Genomic DNA, 16,692 nt, shown 5'->3' with positions numbered 1-16,692 from the left:
GCAGCAGATATAACAACTGAATATCTGGTCAACACGACGGTCTATTTGCACCAAGAAAAGCCCCCTTTCTACGATTGCGAGCTGACCGAGGCAGCCCGTTTTCGAGATAGAAAAAACTTTAAAAAAGGCAATAGAAACAAAATGATACTTATACCTAAAAAGGTTGCGGATAATGGCCGCTCAACGAAGGCGAAAATGTTTCCTTGCTCGGCAATCAATGTTTGCCGAAAGCTTTTTTCCATTAACCCCCCCAGCACCAAGGCCAAAACCAAAGGGGCCAAGGGATAATCCGCTTTTCGCAAAATATACCCGCAGATGCCAAAGCCAATAATCAACCAAACATCATGAATTTTTTGGCTCGGTGCGTAGCCTCCAACCAAGCAAAGCAAAAACACCATCGCGCACAATACGCTAAACGGCATCCGCAACGCCCAAACAAAAACTGGAATTAACGCCAAATTGACAATAACGGCCATAACATTGGCGGTATAGAGTGAGGATATCAAACTCCAAACAAACTCGGATTGTTCAATGAACAGCATGGGCCCCGGGACCAGCCCCCACATCACCATGCCCCCAAGCAGCAAAGCCGTGGTCGGGGAACCAGGTATTCCAAGCGTCAACATCGGCAATAGTGATCCTGTTGATGCCGCATTATTGGCGGTTTCTGGGGCGGCCACGCCTTCAACCGCGCCTTTTCCAAATTTTTCAGGGGTTTTTGACGATAATTTTGCCACCCCGTAAGACATAAGCGCAGCAGGGGTGGCGCCTGCAGCAGGCAACATACCCACGAAAAACCCCAGAAAAGAACCAAAGCTCATCGTTTTCCAAAGCTTATTCACCTCTTTCAAACCAGACCAAATATCTTTGAAAGACAATTTCGCCGACGTCACTGAGGGGGCCGTTTTCTGCGTTTCAATCGTATATAAAATTTCCCCCACCCCATAGGTGCCAATCGCCAAAACCAGAAAACTGATGCCCGAATAAAAGCCGGGTTGATCAAAGAAAATCATCCGAGGTTGCCCAGATATCATATCCAAACCAACCGTCGATAAAATCAAACCTAAACAGATCATAATGATCGTTTTATAGACATCATCACCGCCCAGCCCAACAAATGTGGTGAAGGCCAACAAAACCAGGGTAAATTCTTCTGCTGGTCCAAAGGCCAATGCCAGATCCGCCAACGGTTCTGCGAAAAGTGTAAATAAGATGATCGAAATTGTTCCGCCAATAAAAGAGGCGGCCGCCGCCGTTAAAAGCGCCAGCCCGGCTTTGCCCTGTTGCGCCATTGGCCGGCCATCAAACGTGGTTGCCACGGCGGTTGATGCGCCAGGAATACCAAGCAAAATAGAGCTTACTGCGCCGCCATACATCGCGCCATAATAAATCGCTGCAAGCAAAATAATAGCCGAGGATGGAGGCACGATAAAGGTTAAAGGCAGCACAATCGCAACACCATTCACCGATCCAAGCCCCGGCATAGCCCCGATAAATAAACCTGCAAAAACACCAATGAACACGATCACCAGGTTTAAAGGTTGCAAAGAAATCGCAAAGCCATTCGCCAACTGGTTTAGTAAATCCATCTTGGGTTCCTTTAGAAAAACTGCGCGTAAAGCGGGATAAAGACAGACTCTGTGATGCCTTTAGGCAAAAGAATTCTGAGCGTCACCTCAAAGAAAAAGAAAAAGAATACGGCGCTGGCGATGGCCATAAAAAGGCTTAGCCCCCATCCATGCCCGCCAAAAAAACGCAAATACCACAAGGTAAAAGCGGGAAGCGCTATATAGGCCCCAATCCAAGGCAAAAGCGCCACGGTTACCACCAAGGCCAGCGTCACGATAACCACAGATCGCAGCATTTCGGGATCAAAAAACGAACCTTCGCTTTCCGATTTTGATTTATAACTTCGGCGTAAAATACCTAACGATGCCAGCATCATAATGGCTGAAAGCCAAAACCCAAAGGCCCCGCCACCCGGACCACCCGTCATACCATTCCATCCGATGGGCAACTCGCTGGCATACCACATAAAATATAGCGATAAAAATATTAGAAAACACGCGATGACACGATCAGCAAGCAACATTTGAGCGCCCTTATATTAATATGACGGCCGCGCAATCGCGACCGCCTGGTTTTTTAAATTCCGTTCAAAACTGATCAGTTTGAAACGTTTAGCAATTGCGCATGTTTGGCACGTTCATCCAAGAAATAAGACTGCAACGCGTCTCCCGTTAGGAAATCTGCCATCAAAGCTTTTTCTTTTGTGTAGGTCTGCCATTCAGAAGAGGCCGCCAATTTTTCAAACATAGCTGTATAATAATCCACTGCGTCTGGGGCCATATCTTTGGGCGCCACGAAAGAGCGTTGCATCCAATATACCAAATCATGACCCAATTCGCGCATGGTCGGTGTTTCCGGAAACACATCAATCCGGCTTGGCGTGAAGGCCGCGATCGGCACAAGTTTTCCCGCTTTGTAAAAACCCAAAGCCTCAGAGGGGTTGTTCACAGACGAGTTTATGACCCCGCCAACAAGACTCTTTGCTACCGCTCCGCCCCCTTTGAAGGGAACATAAGTCACCGAGATATCGAACTCTTCTTCCAGCATAGCTGTCACCAGGCTGTCTTCCTGTCCAGTTCCCGTGCCACCCATTTTCCAAGCGCCACCTTCGGCTTTCACCGCGGCAACATATTCTTCGATCGTGGTGATGCCCGTATCTGCGTGGACCCAAAGCACAAACGTATCCAGCGCCATCCGCGCTATCGGGGTAAACTCTTCGATATTCACCCCAATATCTGTCCGCAAGGGCGTGGTGTAATAACTGTTTAGCGTGGCCATAATCACATGATTATCACCGGCTTTGTCTTTCAGATACCGCAGCGCTTCCGCGCCAGATCCGCCGCCTTTATTCACTGGCAAAACGGGCATATCTGCTAAGTTTTCCTTTTGAATGATGCTTTGAAACAGTCGCGCAAGCCGATCGGCACCCCCACCCTGACCTGCCATAATAACCATTTCAACTGGCTTTTGTGGTTTCCAATCGCCGGCCAATGCAGGCAAACCTGTCGCCAAAGCCAAAGACGCAGCCAACAGAGGTGTAAAGAGGCTCTTCAAGTCTAGTCTCATTTTTTAAAACTCCTATTCGTTTACAACAGGGTCTGTCACCCCGCCAAAAACCTAAACATATCCCCAAAAACGACTCGAAAGCCGGTTTCTGACAATATTAACTATTTCGAAGTAATTTTATTTCAATAGAAATGTTTTTTATAAATTTTTATTACTTACTTAATTTTTTTTATTCAAATAATGAATGGGCAACTCTCATCAATAAACTCCTTGCAAAAGCTCTTAATAAAAGTGCAGGCAGCCGAAACTTTTTAACTGAACGCAAAGGTGTGGTGAGCTAAGCCGATGGAAGCCTTGATTGGGATACGGTTTACAAAAAAGGGCAACCCTTCGTACCACGATGGATTACCCCCTTTTATTATTTTATTTGTTGATCACGCCTCGGAAAGAAGCTCAACCCCTCTTCGCCAGTTTAAGTCGGCATCAAAGGCCCGTCTTGGAATATTATCCATGCTATAATTTACCGACCTCGCTTTGCAATTTAAATGATCGCACCGCGCACCTTTGCAGACACCCATTCAGAAATAAACACGGTGATCAGAATCACGATGAGGATCATCGAAACTTGCGTCCAGGCCAGCGTGTTCAGCGATCCGTTCAATTGCAAGCCGATGCCACCGGCTCCAACCAGTCCTAAAATAGTTGACTCGCGAATATTGATGTCCCAGCGGTAAATTGCAACGCCTGCAATGGTCGGCAGCACTTGCGGTAAAATCCCAAAGATCATTTGCTGCGCTTTATTAGCGCCAGTGGCCTCGATTGCCTCAACTTGCGTATGATCAATTTCTTCAATCGATTCATAAATCAATTTGGCGCAAAATCCGACCGATCGTAAGCCAATTGCAATCGTTCCGGCCAGCACGCCTGGCCCAAGGATGAACACCAAGATAAGCGCCCAGATCAATGAGTTTACTGATCTTGAAGAAACGATGATAAAAAGCGCAATCGTTCGCACGATAATATGCGGTGTGGTATTTCGCGCTGCTGCAAACGCGACGGGGCCTGCGATGACCATCGCAATGACAGTGCCCAATGTTGCAATATTAAGCGTATCCCAGACGGGTTTCCACAATTGATCGAGATAAGACCATTTGGGTGGAATCATACGCGCGACCATATCCGCACCTTGCCCCGGCGCATCCGCAACAAAAAACCAAATGGTTTTTTCCGAAATCATCTGCCACGAATAGGCAATGATGGCTAAGCTGACCAGCCAAAAGAACCACCGGATCCACTGCTCTTTAGTGGTGCGGTGCTTCCAGGATTCACCGACGCTGGTTTGATATGAAGGCATTATTGCACCCACTTTCTCATAAAGCTTGAGGAATATTCCAATCCCATTACGATCAAGATTATGATCAATAGAATTGCGGCAGCCGTGTCGAACTCATACCGAGAGAAGGCTGTGTTCAAAGTGGCGCCAATACCGCCTCCTCCGACGATGCCGACAACGGCTGATTCGCGGAAATTGATGTCTAACCGATAAATCGATAGGCCGATCATTCGGGGCATCACTTGTGGCTGAATGGAATAATTTACCCATTGAAACCAATTCGCGCCAGTGGCTTTGACCGCCTCGGCCTGAGATGCACTGCAATTCTCGATATCTTCGGCAAGCAGTTTTGCGTAAAATCCAATCGTTCCCAAAGCCAGAGCAACGAAACCCGCAAAAGGCCCAAAGCCAAATAGCTTCACCGCGAAAATCGCCAAGATAATTTCGGGAAAGGTTCGCGAGCCTGCGATGATGCCTCGGCAGAATAAGTACACCCAAGCCGGTGCCAAGTTCCGAGCCGCGCCAAGACCAACCGGTATGGATAGCGCGATTCCCGCAACCGTGGAAATAATTGCCATCCAAATGCTTTCGGCAATCCCTTCCCAAACGACGCCCCGGTTATCGGCAAAATTAGGGGGGAAGAACGAATCTAAGAAGCGTTTCGCGCGCGGCAAGCCTTCTTTGATACGTTGGATATCGATATCCATCGTTCCCAGAGCCGCTGCCAAATAAATTGCAACGCCGAGAAAAAGCAACCACCGTAAAAAATCATTTTCGATGAATGGGGCTTTTTTCCAAGCACTCGGATAGGCCGTATTTTGCGAAGTGTTTTTCATTTTCAAAACTCTTCTGTTGTATCGTCATCATCATGGTCGTCTTCGCTCGCCTTGATGGTGGCAGACCAATCTTCCTCACCGTAGATGCGCGTCAGCACCTCGGGCGACAAACCATCCGGCGGGCCATCATAAACAACTGCGCCAAGTTCGAGCCCAACCACACGTTGCGAGAACATTTGCGCCAAAAACACGTCATGTATGTTAATGATCGCGGTAAGCCCGCGCTCTTGGCACAGTTCCTGTATCAGCCGCATGATTTGACGCGATGTTTTTGGATCAAGGCTGGCTGTGGGCTCATCCACAAGCAATACATCAGGATCTTGAATCAAGGCACGGCAAATACCCACCCGCTGCCTTTGCCCACCGGAAAGCTCATCCGCGCGTTTATCGGCCATATGTTTAAGCCCCACGCGATCGAGCAAACGATACGCTTCCTGAATATCGGCGCTTGAGAATTTTCGGAAATAGCTCCGCCAAAAACCCACATAGCCCAGACGGCCAGAGAGAACATTTTCCATCACGGTGAGCCGTTCAACAAGCGCATATTCCTGAAAAATCATACCCATTTTACGGCGTGCGCGCCGCAGCGCTGTAGACGACAGCCGCGTTAATTCTAAATCTTTCAGCTTTACGCTGCCCGAACTTGGTTCAACCAACCGATTGACGCAGCGGATAAGCGTTGATTTACCAGCCCCAGAGGGACCAATCAGGGCCAGTACCTGCCCTTGCGGGACATCAAGAGTAACACCTTTAAGTGCATAATCACCTGTATCGTAGCGTTTCTTTAAATCACTTAATTGAAGCATTCTATCTCTCTGTCTTTATAAGTCAAAAAAAGCGAGCCAGGTTCTAACTTAACCTGGCTCGGCTCAATATTTATTTACAGTCGTAGCTTACGCCATTCGCTGCATCGATTTGGCGGATCACAGCCCAGTCATTTTTATGCCGAATACCGACAAAACGGTCGGCTTTCGCAAATTCTTTTTTGTAAACCGGATCTGAATCGAAATCGAACGTGAAAAATGCTGATTTGATTTTTCCAACCAACTCTGGGTGCAAATTATGCGCATGCCCATAACCTGTAGTTGGGAAAGTTGGTGATTGATAAACCGTTCTGATTTTATCGGCTTCGATAACGCCTCGGCGCACCATACGTTGCAACACAGAGTTCGCAACCGCAGCTATTTCATAATCACCATTATACACACCCAAGATCGAATTATCATGCTTGCCCGAATATGTGGGTGTGAAATCCCGATCAGCGATTAAATCAAATTCACCTTTCAAGATCGCGGAAGGTGCTTTGAAACCGGAGTTGGAGGTTGGCGATGTAAAGGCCATTGTGCGTCCCTTAATTTCAGATGGCGATTTAATTTCGCTATCCGCATGCACAATAATTTCCATCTCATACCCGTACGAGCCATCATCTTTCGCGTGCATCGCAAATGGAACAAAGCCTGCACAGCTGACCGCAATCGGGTTAGAGCCGGTATTAAAGCCTGCCACATGCAAACGACCAGAGCGCATGGCCTCTAATTGTGCTGCATTTGATTCCACGGGGAAGAACACAACTTTTCTATCCGTGTAAGCTTCAAGATGCTTAATAAAGGGCGTCCAGATATTAGCATATACCGCCGGATCTTCTACCGGTGTATAAGTGAAAATAATGGTTTTAGGATCAACCCAGTCTTTTTCATCTAGGGGCAAATCCGCCACTTGATCCATATTTCTATCACAATAAGCGGCATCTAAAGTGCCTCTGTAGCAATCTTCCGCCATTGCTTGGCTTACCGCAGCTCCGACAAGAAACGTCGTAGCAACCGTAAGCGCTGACAGTTTTGTTGTTGTAGTCATTCAAGCCTCCCATATTACTTTAATTGGATCAGCGTATGTCGACAAAAATCCCAAAACAACAAAATTTATCACAAAACTCCATTTTTTTATTTGAGTGGAAAATTTATCTTTAAATTTTCAGGTGGCCTATGCCTGTGGTGCTTTTTAACCTCTAAAAATCTTAAAAACGCGCGATCATCAAGCCATTGCGCCGAACGTCACGACACGCATAAATATCTTAAATTAAAATTTTTATGTCGATTTGACTGCCGTGATTAACGTATATGCGACGTGAATAATGATTAGAGTCTGCGCGTGAAACGCGTATTCTTGGCAGGTGGCGTTTCCGGCTTGCCGGCAAAACATTGGGCAAGTTCCATCCAGCTTATCGCGTTAGCGCCGACCAATTGCAAATCGGTATCTTCGATGTTGCGCACTTGCGTTACGACTTGCGCGAAGTCCACCGCCTTGCCCTTCACATATTGGGTTTTGCTTGGAGAATTCCACGTCCAAACCGTCCCTGATGGCGCAGTAAGGCACACATATGGAGCCTCGTCTGGCACCGGCAAACCTCTGTTTTGAAACGTCCACGCAAACGTTACCGCGCCTAAATGGCAAATATTGCGGATCCGATCATGCGCTTGGCGTGGCCTGCCCAACACGTCAAAAACCGCTTGTCCATGCGCCCAAGTTTCCATTTGCCGGGCCGTTATGCAGGATAGTGCGCTCATTTCTGGCCCAGCCCATTTCACCCTCTGCTTGGGGTTCGCTGAGCGATAGGCCGCGCTGACCACCTGCGCCGTGGCGTGCCATTTTTGAAATAATCCGATGCCGCTCAAAGATCCTAGAAACGGATATTGGCACTGCAACAACGTTAAACCTTGGTTCAAATTCGTTTGAATTGGGGCAAAAAAAGCGTCAAAGGCCGCGTCACTTTCCAATGCGGCGAGCGCGGCGAGATCAAACATATGAAGATGACCGATCACGTCATTGACCGTCCAAGATTTAAACAAGGTTTCCAATTGGAAAACATCCTCCGGCTGGCCGCTCAATAAATCGGCAAGCGCCTCAACTTCTTTTAAATAATCATCAGCTTGCTGCATATACCGCCCTATGCCATTTTTCAAACCGCGCCTTGTTTGGCCATTCATTAACGGCAGCAACTACACGTAACTTCTGCTTATACCCAAAGCCATTTTTACAATTCTTTCAAGCCCAAAGCCCTGAGCGCACAGCCCCGGCACGGCAAGCAGCCCCAAGCGCGCAGACCAAAACGATCAGATGCCAGCACATGCCCTGTAAATATTGATCTGCGATATTTATGCGCAGGCGCGGCCTTTTTAACGCAGAGCCGCGCCAACCGCCTTGCCCCTGACTTTTACGCAACACCATCCCATCATAAAATAGGTTCAAACGCGCCCAAAATGATGATCTAGATACAGAAAAGGTAGAGATTTCAGATGGCTTTTACGTATCATACCAAGGTTCACTCAGATTGGATCGATTATAATGGGCATATGCAAGATGCATATTATGGCCTGGTGTTTAGCCATGGGGTAGATGCACTACAAGATGAAGTGGGCTTTGACCGCGCGTATCGCCAGGCAACAGGCTGCACGATCTATTTGGTCGAAGAGCATAAATATTTTTTGAAAGAGGTAAAAGACGCGGATGCGCTTGCAGTAAACATCCATCTCATATCGCAAACGGATAAATTGTTTCATCTCTATGCTGAAATGATCTGCGCACAAAACACCGTGGCGCTATGCGAATTAATCGAAATGCACGTGCAACAAAAGCCCTGCCCGCATGGCGTTCCCATCCCGCAGCACATTGCCCACGCGCTGAGCGCCTTTCAGATGAAGGATCAAGCCTTATCTGACCTCAAACACCGCTCGCGAAAGATGGGCCTGCGCTGATGATCTTTGGCGCTTCATCTTTAACAGAACAAAGAAATACCGGATCCGCCCACAGCTCTGATAAGTCTATCAAAGTAAAAATTTAATTTGCAGCCATATTTTAAAAAACCCTAAGCGTTCAGTTTAAGCTCGCCTATTGCACAAACTGATCCTACAGATTTGAAGCAGCGGTTTGCTTCATAGGAATGCACTATGCCCGAAAAAAAAACAGAGAATATAAAAGGTGCCATGTTGATGGTGTTGAGCATGGCGGCTTTCACCACCAATGATCTGTTTGTCAAACTGCTCGGGGCTCAGTTACCGCTGTCACAAATTTTAATGCTGCGCGGGGCTGTGGCGCTGTTGATGATTGCGGGCTTGTGCCAATTTTATCGAGCTTGGACGATAAGATACGCCCGAAAAGACTGGGGCTTAATCGCTTTGCGCTGCGCCGCAGACGTTTGCGCAACTTATTTTTTCTTGAATGCCCTGATCAATATGCCGATTGCGAATGCCACGGCTATTTTACAATTGCTGCCCCTCACGGTTGCCCTTGGTGCTGCACTGTTTTTAGACGAATTGTTGGGGTGGCGGCGCATGATTGCCATCGGCATCGGGTTTTTGGGTATGCTTATGATTGTACGCCCTGGCGCTGAGGGGTTTAGCAATTATTCCTACTATGCGTTGATCGCGGTTTTGTTTATTACCTTGCGAGAGCTCGTGACCCGCTCCATGAGCGCACATATTCCCAGCCTTATGATTACCTTTTTTGCCGCGCTCAGCGTTTTTATTTATGCCTCAATTTCAATGCTTTATATCGAATGGGTGCCAGTAGAGCGGATGCAGACATGGTATTTGGTTGCTTGCTCTCTGCTCATTTGCGCAGCGTATTTTTTCAGCGTTTTAGCGGCTCGGGTGGGCGAGTTATCCTTTGTCGCGCCCTTTCGCTATACGGGCCTCTTATGGGCGCTCTTATTCGGCTTTTTGGTCTATGGCGATTGGCCAACGCATTTGGCATTGGCGGGCGCTGGCTTAGTGGTAGCCGCCGGTCTTTACACGATGTGGCGGGAGGCTAAAACCAAAGAGAAACCAGGGATGGCGCCGTTAAAACGGGGTCGAAAATGATGGTTTGAAAACCTCGTGCAACCTCGATTTGACGGCAGGGCTGTTGTCAAAACTATTTAAGGCAAATCAGATCACAGGCTCAAAGCGACCTAAAAGTTACGTTAAGTTATCAATCGAGGACAGAGAAAAAATGGAAGACCGACAGCCGCTTAAATGACCTTCTTATCGTCAATAATCGTCATTGTGGCCAGACCACTTTCGCCAAGATCAACCTTAGCAAAAGGGCCACCATGGCACATATGACCCGGATCTTGACTGTCCAAGACATCGGTTTCAGCCAATATCTTTTCGGCGAATTGCTCTGCATTATCTTTTGGACGAAAGCCGAGAAAGGACGCTTTGCTATTATCGACGGCAGCGCGGTCATTGTTTGAAACACCATACACAACGGCAAAACCTGTGACAGGTGTATCGATACAGCGCTTGGTCAGTTGGATCAGATCATCATAGGATAACCAAGTTCCAAGCGCGCGCGCGCTGGTGACCTGAGCACAAGATAAAATACGCATATGCACGCTTTCAAGCCCCCGCTTATCCCAATACATCGAGCCTAGATCTTCTGCGAAACATTTTGCCAAGCCGTAAAACGTATCGGGGCGATGCCGGCTATCGGCATCGAGAGTTTCTGTAATAGGGTGCATTCCGACCGCGTGAATGGAGCTGGCATAAACCACTCTTTTTAGCCCGTTTTGATAGGCTGCCTCCCAAATATTATAAGCCCCGATAAAGTTTGGGCCCAATAGTTTTTCAAAGGGCCCCTCATCGACAAATGCACCCATATGGATCACCATATCGGCGCCCTGCAGAATACGCATCATATCATCTAAGCTGGCCAAATCCCCTTGCGCATAGATTTCACCAGGGTAGAGATTGCCGATATCATCCAACAAATCAGTTGAAACCAACTCATCGCACATTTTTGATAATGGCTCGCGCAGGTAAGATCCAAGGCGCCCCGCTGCCCCCGTTAAAACTAGCTTTTTCATTTCACTCGCCCTTTATTTCAATTCAGCTTGGATTTTATAAAACAGTAATCTGCGCACACCGGTTTCACAATCAATTACAGCAAAAGAAGCCAAGGAAACAAACCTCCCCAAAAATACAAAATGCAAGTTTGGTAAACTAACCTGGCACCCCGCTTTACCGCAGGTTTATTAGATAACAGCTTTTTCCAAAATTGGGCGGTTCGCGGCAAATCGGTCAAATCCGAAAGCAGTCAAATCAAGCGTTTGATAGGCGCCATGGACCATAATTTCAGCGATTGCCCGCCCCATCGCCGGAGATTGCTGCAACCCGTGACCAGAAAACCCATTTATAAAAAAGAAATTTTCTACAACCGTATGGGGCCCTATAATCGCATTCTGATCGAAGCAATTATACGCGTAATGCCCGGCCCATTCTGATTGAATTTTTATCGCATCAAACTGGGGAATACGCGCCGCTAAAATAGGCCAAATATGGGCCTCCCAAAGCGAATGATCCATGTCAAAATCATCATATTCCACCGCTTGATCATGAAATGAACGCCCACCGCAAAGATAGGTTCCCCCGCCATTATCGCGCATATGAACCCCAGAGGGATCGATAGTCAGCGGCAGCGGTTGATCCAAAGGTTTTTGCGCTGAAAATATCCAACTATATCTTTTGCGCGGTTCCACGGGAATCTGCGCCCCAGCCATTTTTGCGGTTTCTATCGCGCGGGGCCCGGATGCGTTCAACACTTGCCCGCATGATATCACCTCACCGGTTTTCAACATCACGCTCTCTACGCGGGTGCCTGCTGCATTTTTGCTCATCCCGACCACTTCGTTTTGAATAAATTCAACGCCCCGATCGCGCGCCAATCTGCGCCAGCAATCAAACACCGCAACACCATCCCAATAGCCTTCATCGATAAGATTGATGGAACCCAGAACAATATCATCGATGTTGTAAAAGGGATAAGCTGCTTTAATCTGCGCGGGCGTCATAAGCTGCGTTGCCGCACCGCAGGCAATTTGAACCGCTTGATTTTCGCGCAAAACAGCAGCGCCGGAAAGGGTATTCGCCAAATATAGATAGCCAAAGCTGTTGATCTTTAACTTTGGAGCGCGCGGATCGCCCTTCATGTAACTGGGCAGGTTTTGAATAAAATCTGCACCGAATTGGGAAATACGCACGTTGAGCGGGCTTGAAAATTGCTGACGAATGCAAGAATTACTCTTCATCGTGGATGAAAACTCATAGCTTGTATCTTTTTCGACTACCAAAACCGAACCCGTGAAATCGGCGTCATCCGACAAAAACCATGCCGCGGAAGCGCCCATAATAGCCCCACCTACGATTACAATATCATAGGTTACGTTTTGGGGTGGATGCAGCGTGTTCATGGCTCTTTGCCTTCCTGCACCAAGGCTTTGACAGCAGCGATATCCGCCTTGCTCAAGCCATAAAGCGTTTCTGCACTTGACGCTGAAATATAGCCACGCGCAAGATCTCTTTTCACCAAAGCACGCGGGCGATCTTTCGGATCGCCATAGCCACCACCGCCCGGAAATGCCATCAATACGCGCCGATCATGGGCCACAAATTGCTTGCCTTTTCCCTGCATAACAGCGCCATCATCCTGAGCAATGCTGGTTTTTGCACCCGCTGCAGCCCCCCGTCTGCCTAAGGCAGGGTGGTTTACCCGATCCAGCATGGCCTGAAGGTCAAACTCATACCCGTCGCGCGCGCCCACCTCCATATATTGCCCCAAGCCACCGCGGTGTTTGCCCGCACCGCCGGAATCAGGCCGCAGCTCTTTACGCCAAATGATCACTGGGCCCGCATGTTCTGTGGACTCAACGGGCATTGTCATCACACCAGAGGGAAAGGCTGTAGCATTCAATCCATCATGATTGGGGCGCGCGCCCGAACCACCCGAATTGAACGTCAGAACCTCAAACCGCGCCCTACCCGCTTCAGCGTCAAGATCGGGGCGCGCGCGCAATGACATCTGAAAATTGCACAAACATCCCGCCCCTTCGGCTGGCACCACGCCCGGCACAATCTGATCAAATGCATTAAACACAGCATCAGGCACAAAATGACCAATAATATGGCGCAAGGCTACAGGCGCTGGATGCGCCGCGTGTACGATCGAGTTTTCAGTTGCCCGCACCTCAAACGGCGCAAGCGATGCTGCATTATTCGGAATCTTGGGCGCAATCGCGACTTTCAGCGCATAACAGGCATAGGCTTTTGTATAAACAAGGGGGCAATTAATGCCTTTTTTATCGACCGGCGAGCTTCCTGCAAAATCGGTGATAATGCGATCTTCGTGAATGGTAATCTTGGCCTTTATCGTTATTGGAGTATCAAAGCCATCGATCGTTAGGGCACCCTGCGCCGTTTGGCGCGGCAGCGCGGCAATCGCCTCAAGCGTTGCGCGGCGCGAATGATCAAGGATAAATTGTGCGATGCCCGTCAGATCCGTAAGATCAAATTCCTGCATCATATCGACCAAGCGGCGATGCCCAATCTCATTACAGCTTGCCAAAGCATAGATATCACCAATCAACTGATCCGGTTGCCGTACGTTTCCACGAATAATGCGTATCAGCGTTTGATCAATAACGCCTCTCTCGGCAAATTTAAGTATCGGCAGGTAGAGGCCTTCTTCGTAAACGCTGGCAGCGTCTGCACCGAACCCTCGCCCACCAATATCAACAACATGGGCTGTACAGGCGAAAAAACCCACCAAATTTCCGCTTAAAAAAGAAGGTGATACCATGGTTATATCATGCAGATGGCCCGTACCCTCCCATGGGTCATTGGTAATATAGATATCGCCTTCATAAATATTATCCGGCCCGATACGCCGTATAAAATGCGCCACGGCATCTGCCATTGCATTGACATGCCCCGGCGTGCCCGTCACCGCTTGGGCAAGCATCCGCCCGTGCTGATCATAGACCCCGGCCGACAAATCCCCCGCCTCGCGCACAGAGGTTGAAAAAGCGGTGCGTATAAGCGCTTGCGCTTGCTCTTCAACGACCGAAATCAAACGGTTCCACATAATTTGATAGGCCACATCAGATTTAAGCATCGCTGGCTCCTTTCAAACGCAGATCGATACAGCCATCTGCTAGGCATGTGGCAACGCAGCTTGAGGGCACAATAATCGTTGTTTCATCCTCGGTTATTGCGGCGGGCCCAGCAATCATATCTTCGCAGCGCAAATGAGCACGCGGTATTTCCGCCGCTTCCACAAACGCTTCCACCGCGGGTTCAAAAAGACTGCGGTTTTTAGGGGCTATCGCGTGAATGCGCGCGGCACTTTCCGGCACCCGCGCCACGGCAGCAGGCGTCGTGGCCGCGTTCACCGACCAAACCGTCACTTCAATATCCAGCCCGGCGACTGGGCGCCCAAATAATTTGGCATATTCATCGGTAAAGCGGTTCTCAAAAACGGCTGCGTCAGGCGCCTTAGCGCAATCCGCGTCTAAACCAATCGGAATTTCCCAACCTTGGCCTGCGTAACGCATATAGGCTTTAAATTCCAAAACGATCGGGCTGTCAGAGGTACAGCGGGCAACAAATCCAGCCGCCTCCATTTGCAATTCATCCAACAGCGTTTTGATTCTTTGGGAATCAAACTGCGCAAGCTTCATATAGACAGAGCGCGTTGCTTCAAAGCTGAAGGGCGCGCGTAAAAACCCAATTGCCGAGCCAACCCCCGCGCCCGGCGGCACCAAGGCCCGGCGAATGCCCAGTTTTTCGCAAAGACGACCCGCGTGCAAAGGTGCAGCCCCGCCAAAAGCGATCATCGTATAGCCAGAGAGATCTTCGCCCGTTTCCACCGCGTGTACCCGCGCCGCATTCGCCATATTTTCATCAACCACTTCAGCCAACCCAAACGCCGCAGTGATCGCGGGCATATTTAAAGGTGCGCCCAAAACATTGCCCATTACCTTTTGCGCCTCTGCGCCATCAAGCGGTAAAGATCCGCCAGCAAAGCGGTCTGGATCCAGCTTGCCCAAAAGCAGGTCCGCATCGGTAACGGCCGGCTTTTCTCCGCCTTTGCCAAAACATGCCGGCCCCGGCTCAGAGCCAGCGCTTTGCGGCCCAACCCGGATTTGACGCAGCGCATCAACATGCGCCAGCGATCCCCCCCCGGCACCGATTTCAACCATATCAATGACAGGTATCGAAATCGGCATGCCCGATCCTTTTTTAAATCGGTAGCTTCTCGCAACTTCAAAAACCCGGCTGGTTTTGGGCGTTTGGTCTTTGATCAAACAAATTTTGGCGGTGGTGCCCCCCATATCGAAAGATATAACATTTTTCAATCCGTGGCGCGCCGCGATATGGGCCGCAAAAACCGCGCCCCCTGCAGGGCCCGACTCCACCAGGCGCACAGGAAATTCAGCAGCGCTTTCAAGCGAAATGATACCGCCCCCAGAATGCATCAGAAAAACGTCACATTCCACCGATTCAGACCGCAACCGATCCCTTAAGCGATCTAAATATGATTTCATCAAAGGTTTGATATAGGCATTCGCAACCACAGTATTGAACCGCTCATATTCGCGCATCTGTGGCGACACCTCACAGGAGAGAGAAACCATCACATGCGGCAACCGCTCTGATAATAGCTCAGCCACCATTTTTTCATGGCGATCGTTCAAATAAGAATGGATCAATCCCACCGCAACGCTCTCATACCCTGCCGCCGCAATTTGGGCGATAACCGGTTCTATATCGGCGCGGCTGAGAGCCATAATTTCAGCCCCATTGGCATCCATCCGGCCCGGAACCGTGTAGCGCCTTTGGCGCGGCAAAAGCGGCTCGGGCAAAATCAGATTTAAATCATATTGCTCAAACCGTGATTCCGTACGCATTTCAATCACGTCTCGAAACCCTTCGCTCGTAATCAAAGCCGTTTTTGCACCTCGCCGCTCAATCAACGCATTGGTTGCCAACGTCGTGCCGTGAATGACCTGCTCAATTTGGAAAGGCGCAACGCCTGCTTTGTCACAAACTTGCTGGAGGCCTGCGATAATTGCCTCTTCAGGTGCTGTATAGGTGGTTAAAACCTTGGCGGAAAACACAGCGGTGCCAACCTCCAGCACCACATCTGTAAAAGTTCCGCCAATATCTACGCCCAAACGAACTGAATGCTGCGCCAAGAAAAAAGACCTCCAATTTAGTCTATTAAAACTAGGGGGTGTCGGGGCCGATTTACAAGTTGTTTTATCGATCAAACAAAAATGCACTAAACGCGTCGACCCGCACCAAAGGCACGGCGCACCCGGCATATTCTTTAACCACAAGCTTTTTAGTCGTGGCTGCTTGAGCACCCATTAAAACCGCAAAGCGGGGCCGCAAAAAGCTTCACTCAATATAAGCAGCGCCCTGTGAGAACCCTTTCCTGCAAACTTGAATTTTAGAACATCAAGACAATCTTTTGTACCGACGGATCCACAGATCGGCAAATCTACCGTAAGACGCAGGTGCAGAGTAGGAGAGGCAAAATAATTTTCCGAAATATTCGCGTAAAGCTGGCACAGTTTGAGCTGAAACCACATCTTAAACCCCAAATCATTTAAGAGATATCCCAACACCGATT

The 16,692-nt window shown here is 49.0% G+C and carries 15 protein-coding genes; 2 read left to right on the top strand and 13 right to left on the bottom strand.

Translation table 11 applies throughout. The features are described from left to right. Positions 1–68: 68 nt before the first annotated feature. The 9 genes from GN241_07770 to GN241_07730 form a co-directional block, all read right to left on the bottom strand. Entirely contained in the window at positions 69–1,589 is a 1,521-nt protein-coding gene (locus GN241_07770; GenBank protein ID XAT57274.1) for a tripartite tricarboxylate transporter permease, read from the bottom strand. Between the two features lie 11 nt (positions 1,590–1,600). Continuing rightward, the gene (locus GN241_07765) at positions 1,601–2,092 is read right to left on the bottom strand and encodes a tripartite tricarboxylate transporter TctB family protein (protein XAT57273.1); all 492 of its coding nucleotides are present in this window, start codon (positions 2,090–2,092) and stop codon (positions 1,601–1,603) included. 74 nt (positions 2,093–2,166) lie between these two features. Continuing rightward, positions 2,167–3,135, bottom strand: coding sequence for a tripartite tricarboxylate transporter substrate binding protein (locus tag GN241_07760; GenBank protein ID XAT57272.1), 969 nt, complete (start codon positions 3,133–3,135; stop codon positions 2,167–2,169). Positions 3,136–3,616: 481 nt separating this feature from the next. Beyond that, positions 3,617–4,429: a phosphonate ABC transporter, permease protein PhnE gene (phnE, locus tag GN241_07755; GenBank protein XAT57271.1), complete on the bottom strand. Its 813-nt coding sequence runs from the start codon at positions 4,427–4,429 to the stop codon at positions 3,617–3,619. Continuing rightward, positions 4,429–5,244, bottom strand: a complete 816-nt coding sequence (phnE, locus tag GN241_07750) for a phosphonate ABC transporter, permease protein PhnE (GenBank protein XAT57270.1) — start codon at positions 5,242–5,244, stop codon at positions 4,429–4,431. The genes phnE (GN241_07755) and phnE (GN241_07750) overlap by 1 nt, the downstream gene beginning before the upstream one ends. 2 nt (positions 5,245–5,246) lie before the next feature. Further along, positions 5,247–6,050, bottom strand: coding sequence for a phosphonate ABC transporter ATP-binding protein (phnC, locus tag GN241_07745; GenBank protein ID XAT57269.1), 804 nt, complete (start codon positions 6,048–6,050; stop codon positions 5,247–5,249). A gap of 70 nt (positions 6,051–6,120) precedes the next feature. Beyond that, complete coding sequence (gene phnD, locus GN241_07740) at positions 6,121–7,098, bottom strand: phosphate/phosphite/phosphonate ABC transporter substrate-binding protein (GenBank protein XAT57268.1); 978 nt, start codon at positions 7,096–7,098, stop codon at positions 6,121–6,123. Between the two features lie 281 nt (positions 7,099–7,379). Continuing rightward, complete coding sequence (locus tag GN241_07735) at positions 7,380–8,180, bottom strand: TIGR03084 family protein (GenBank protein XAT57267.1); 801 nt, start codon at positions 8,178–8,180, stop codon at positions 7,380–7,382. Between the two features lie 106 nt (positions 8,181–8,286). Next, the gene (locus tag GN241_07730; GenBank protein XAT57266.1) at positions 8,287–8,490 is read right to left on the bottom strand and encodes a hypothetical protein; all 204 of its coding nucleotides are present in this window, start codon (positions 8,488–8,490) and stop codon (positions 8,287–8,289) included. A 47-nt stretch (positions 8,491–8,537) separates the two neighbouring features. Here GN241_07730 and GN241_07725 point away from each other — a divergent pair, with 47 nt between their 5' ends. Next, positions 8,538–8,996 (top strand): thioesterase, encoded by a 459-nt coding sequence (locus GN241_07725; protein XAT57265.1) that lies wholly within the window; start codon positions 8,538–8,540, stop codon positions 8,994–8,996. 192 nt (positions 8,997–9,188) lie between these two features. Further along, complete coding sequence (locus GN241_07720) at positions 9,189–10,100, top strand: EamA family transporter (protein XAT57264.1); 912 nt, start codon at positions 9,189–9,191, stop codon at positions 10,098–10,100. A gap of 149 nt (positions 10,101–10,249) precedes the next feature. Here GN241_07720 and GN241_07715 read toward each other — a convergent pair whose 3' ends face one another. From GN241_07715 to GN241_07700, 4 genes are all read right to left on the bottom strand, one after another. Then, the gene (locus tag GN241_07715; protein XAT57263.1) at positions 10,250–11,086 is read right to left on the bottom strand and encodes an NAD-dependent epimerase/dehydratase family protein; all 837 of its coding nucleotides are present in this window, start codon (positions 11,084–11,086) and stop codon (positions 10,250–10,252) included. Positions 11,087–11,254: 168 nt separating this feature from the next. Continuing rightward, positions 11,255–12,469, bottom strand: coding sequence for an FAD-dependent oxidoreductase (locus GN241_07710; protein ID XAT57262.1), 1,215 nt, complete (start codon positions 12,467–12,469; stop codon positions 11,255–11,257). Beyond that, entirely contained in the window at positions 12,466–14,169 is a 1,704-nt protein-coding gene (locus GN241_07705) for a hydantoinase B/oxoprolinase family protein (protein ID XAT57261.1), read from the bottom strand. Before GN241_07705 ends, GN241_07710 begins: the two co-directional genes overlap by 4 nt. Continuing rightward, on the bottom strand, positions 14,162–16,381 hold the full coding sequence (locus GN241_07700; GenBank protein ID XAT57260.1) for a hydantoinase/oxoprolinase family protein: 2,220 nt from the start codon (positions 16,379–16,381) through the stop codon (positions 14,162–14,164). Before GN241_07700 ends, GN241_07705 begins: the two co-directional genes overlap by 8 nt. Between the last annotated feature and the right edge of the window lie 311 nt (positions 16,382–16,692).

Source organism: Rhodobacteraceae bacterium IMCC1335, assembly GCA_039640495.1.
GTDB lineage: Bacteria > Pseudomonadota > Alphaproteobacteria > Rhodobacterales > Rhodobacteraceae > Thalassovivens.
This window is presented reverse-complemented; position numbering and strand designations above follow the sequence as displayed.

Excerpts from the sequence above, each read along its gene's own strand:
- GN241_07770 (XAT57274.1), bottom strand. The coding sequence starts at position 1,589 with ATGGATTTACTAAACCAGTTGGCGAATGGCTTTGCGATTTCTTTGCAA.
- GN241_07765 (XAT57273.1), bottom strand. The coding sequence starts at position 2,092 with ATGTTGCTTGCTGATCGTGTCATCGCGTGTTTTCTAATATTTTTATCG.
- GN241_07760 (XAT57272.1), bottom strand. The coding sequence starts at position 3,135 with ATGAGACTAGACTTGAAGAGCCTCTTTACACCTCTGTTGGCTGCGTCT.
- phnE (XAT57271.1), bottom strand. The coding sequence starts at position 4,429 with ATGCCTTCATATCAAACCAGCGTCGGTGAATCCTGGAAGCACCGCACC.
- phnE (XAT57270.1), bottom strand. The coding sequence starts at position 5,244 with ATGAAAAACACTTCGCAAAATACGGCCTATCCGAGTGCTTGGAAAAAA.
- phnC (XAT57269.1), bottom strand. The coding sequence starts at position 6,050 with ATGCTTCAATTAAGTGATTTAAAGAAACGCTACGATACAGGTGATTAT.
- phnD (XAT57268.1), bottom strand. The coding sequence starts at position 7,098 with ATGACTACAACAACAAAACTGTCAGCGCTTACGGTTGCTACGACGTTT.
- GN241_07735 (XAT57267.1), bottom strand. The coding sequence starts at position 8,180 with ATGCAGCAAGCTGATGATTATTTAAAAGAAGTTGAGGCGCTTGCCGAT.
- GN241_07725 (XAT57265.1), top strand. The coding sequence starts at position 8,538 with ATGGCTTTTACGTATCATACCAAGGTTCACTCAGATTGGATCGATTAT.
- GN241_07720 (XAT57264.1), top strand. The coding sequence starts at position 9,189 with ATGCCCGAAAAAAAAACAGAGAATATAAAAGGTGCCATGTTGATGGTG.
- GN241_07715 (XAT57263.1), bottom strand. The coding sequence starts at position 11,086 with ATGAAAAAGCTAGTTTTAACGGGGGCAGCGGGGCGCCTTGGATCTTAC.
- GN241_07710 (XAT57262.1), bottom strand. The coding sequence starts at position 12,469 with ATGAACACGCTGCATCCACCCCAAAACGTAACCTATGATATTGTAATC.
- GN241_07705 (XAT57261.1), bottom strand. The coding sequence starts at position 14,169 with ATGCTTAAATCTGATGTGGCCTATCAAATTATGTGGAACCGTTTGATT.
- GN241_07700 (XAT57260.1), bottom strand. The coding sequence starts at position 16,381 with ATGCCGGGTGCGCCGTGCCTTTGGTGCGGGTCGACGCGTTTAGTGCAT.